Raw genomic sequence first — 3393 nt, forward strand, 5'->3', positions numbered from 1 at the left:
ATTGAGAGCGTCACATTCATCCAGGCGTTGGAACCGAAAACGGAATCCCTGGCATAGCTGACACTCATCTGCCACCAGTCATTGATATTGGCTTCCGCACGGAACTTGGCACCCGAGGCGCTCTTGTCGTTATCGGAATTGTAGTAGTATCCCCCGACATAGCCATCGATGCCGAATTTGCCGAGGACCGGCAGTGGACCACCGACTTCCGCATCGACACCACCATAAGAAGACTCCGTCCGCTGCGTCCGGTTCAGATAGATGTAATGCTGCTGGTAGTAAGCAGTCCCATTCAGATTATTCGAAATGACCGAGTCTTTGGTATTGATAGGAAAATAACCATTGATGCGTGAGGTCAGATACTGACCAATCACTTCAGCACTCAGACCGAGTTGATTGTAATCCTGAAAATGGCCGTCGTCGTAATCATACCAGCCTGCGACTGTGAAAATTTTATCCAGATTTTCGTTGTATGCGCGCCACCCGGCCCCCAGGTTCACACCGCCGGCTCCCTGATCGGTTACCATCGCTCTCAAATCAAGGAAGAGCATGCTTTGATCCGGATTGATTGTAAACGGAAGCAGAACTCCCAGATTCGAATAACCATCATCATAACCGATCCCACCACCAATGCCTTTATCCAGACGGAAGATGGGCTGGAACGGATCTGGTCCCATAGGCATTAAACCGGCACCGTTATTGATGTATTCATTCACCACCATTGTTTGTGGATCTGGATATTTATAGGGTGCATAGCCTTGTGGAACATCCTGGTAACTGACATCCTTCATCGATGTCATGCCGGGAACATTGTTTCTCTGCACGTTGTTTTCAGGAATAAAATCATGCCTGAAAACTCCGGAAGAAACGTTCCCCACAATGGCAGAACCTTCTCGTTCGCCTACAGTAGCATGTCCCTCTGTTTGTCCACTCTCAGCTTGATCTGGATCTGCATACGCAGATATCAGTAAATACTGAGATGCCAAAAAGAAGCAGGCCAGGCTGACACGTAATATGTTCATCGAAAGCTCCAACATCGATGTTAAACTCGTCTCTAACAATTTCAGACGATCAACTCCGTTCCTCATAGGCGTTCCCGGATTTGTCTCCCAGAACTTCGTGTCCCTGAATTCAAACCCGATCGACCCGAATGGTGGCTGGTGAAACCGACCGCCAATCTTCCCTTGTTTCCGAAGCGGATGTAAAACTATTACGATTATCCGGATACAAGCGGTTATTCTGATCTTTCGGAATAATCGTGTTGTGAAGTTGAGACGAAATATGCTAATCGTAGGGGCGGCTGGAAAACCTGATTTGAAATCCCTGAAATCCCAACAAGAAATAAACGCCGTATGTCTTTTGATAAAAAGACATTACGAAATTTCAAAACTTCAAGATTCTCAGCGGAATCGTTCCGGGAGCGATCCGAAAATTCTTCGAAATTTTTCCGGTGAATTTGACCTGAAAACGGCCTTGAGGAATGCACAAAAAAACACTCATCGATAGTGAAGATGAATCTTTTTGTAACGATAGGGCAAAATGGATGGTTCGGTAATTTCGGGAAAACTATTTAAACCAGATTGTATCGGCTTCCCATTTCCCGTTCACGGGGACCAGTGTTGTTAAAGTCCGGCCATTTTTCATTTTGATTTTGGCCTGAATCTGGTCACCGGTTTCACTGACCTCAACCGAATGCACCAGCTCTTCCGGAGTCGCCGAGTCAGCCTGCTGTTTTGCCTGTTTCAGCAAATCAGCGGTAATCAAATTGCGCACGCGTTCAGTAAAATAAGGCTTCATCGCTTTCACATCCTGGTCTCGAATATGCTGAAGCTGCAGCGTGATGATCTCTCGGGATTTAATTGTTAACTGGTCTTCCAGTTCTTTTTTTTGCGCAGGAGTGAGCTTAGCTTCTTCCACGTGCGCAACCACCAGTTTTGCGGACTGCATCGTTTTGATCCATTGAGCGCGTGCTTCCTCACTCAGAGGCGTTTTCCGGCTGACATAAGCCAGCCGATGCATGTCTCGCTTACCTTTGACCAGCCTGGAAATTTCATGCTGCGCGGGAGTCCGCTCCGTCTTTGCCACACGCCATTCAAAAAGAATATCATTGTCGCCATCCTGAATTACTTTCCAATCCTCGATCTGATGCGTTTTCTCCAGCGTGGCTTTCATGCGATTCATCATCACTCTGGCAGAAAACTGTTCTCCCAGTTTGAACAATCGCTGAGTCGAGAACAATTGCTGATAGTTCTGCACGGTTTCTTCTGCGGCGACATATTCGGTTAACGCGTTGGTCGCGGTCATGATCCGGTAGCCCTCTTTCCACCAGGGATCAAGTTGAAATTCCATCGTATTGACGGCTCTGGTGAGTTCCGGTGTCAGCCCGCGTGTATCAACCAGCGCAAACAGCCGCCCGTTTCGAAAATTGATCCACATAAACCCGTAGATCATTTGCGATTCGCCATTCTGATCGCGCTGCTGATCTGGCTTCCCCAATACTTTGAGAACTTCCACTTCCGGAGTCCCCACATTCAATAAGCCTTTGCGATCAAAGAAACTCCAGATCCGCATGAAGTCTTTGGCGGCCCGCTGATTCGTCTGGTCGAGTAAAACCGCTTTCCGAAATTCCACCCAGCCTTTGCTGGCTTCGGAATTTTCCAGATAACTGACGCCCAGCAGATAATGCAAAACACTATGATTCGGCTGTAATTCGACCGCTTTTTCGAATTCCGCCGCCGCATCTTTCCAGTATTTCTGTTTGAGAAATTCCTGCCCCTTCTTAGCATGCTCTAACGCTTTTTCTTTTTTTTCCTGCTCGGAAAGCGCGGCCGGTTCTGCTTTTTTCTCCTGCGCCAAAACGCGGTTTTCCTGAACGAAAATCAAAGAAAGCAGACAGAAAAACAAGACAAAACTACTTGAGGGCAGGCTCCATTTCATATTCACAATATCCATTCAAATACCAAAGTAAGATTGATTTTTTAGCGAATCGGTGTGCTGGCGGAAAACTTATTCGGTCGGTTCCGGCTTAAAGAGTAATTGTAGCTCCAGCCGGCCGGTATGCCACATGTAATTCGGTCCAAATCCGGCGCCGGGGCCCCATTCATTTTTGACCGCTTTCTGCAGATAGGAACGCGCGGCATCTTTTCGTCCCTGCAGTGACTCATTCAAACCGATATAGAGATAGGCATAAAACAGCCGTTTGGATTGTTCCTCTGCATTCAGATCTGCCTTTTGGATATTCTCCAGAATTTTCTCGGGAGTGATTTTGCCTTCAAATAAACGGTAGATATCGGGAAAGGGCTCGCGATCATCTTTTTCGTATTTCAGCAAGCCCTTCCGCGCTGCCTCCGCCACTTTGGCCTGCTACTGGGAAAAGAAACGCCAGATGCCATT

Annotated in this window: 3 protein-coding genes; all 3 read right to left on the bottom strand. The window is 47.5% G+C overall.

Going from position 1 to position 3393, the window contains the following annotated elements:
- A partial coding sequence (locus Q0294_RS13375; protein ID WP_299466138.1) for an inverse autotransporter beta domain-containing protein occupies positions 1 to 1022 on the bottom strand: 1022 nt, incomplete at its 3' end.
- A gap of 544 nt (positions 1023 to 1566) precedes the next feature.
- On the bottom strand, positions 1567 to 2856 hold the full coding sequence (locus tag Q0294_RS13380; protein WP_299466141.1) for a hypothetical protein: 1290 nt from the start codon (positions 2854 to 2856) through the stop codon (positions 1567 to 1569).
- 150 nt (positions 2857 to 3006) lie between these two features.
- Positions 3007 to 3330 (bottom strand): hypothetical protein, encoded by a 324-nt coding sequence (locus Q0294_RS13385; RefSeq protein ID WP_299466144.1) that lies wholly within the window; start codon positions 3328 to 3330, stop codon positions 3007 to 3009.
- Positions 3331 to 3393: the final 63 nt, after the last annotated feature.

It is taken from the genome of uncultured Gimesia sp., from assembly GCF_937919775.1.
In the GTDB taxonomy this organism is placed as follows: Bacteria; Planctomycetota; Planctomycetia; order Planctomycetales; family Planctomycetaceae; genus Gimesia.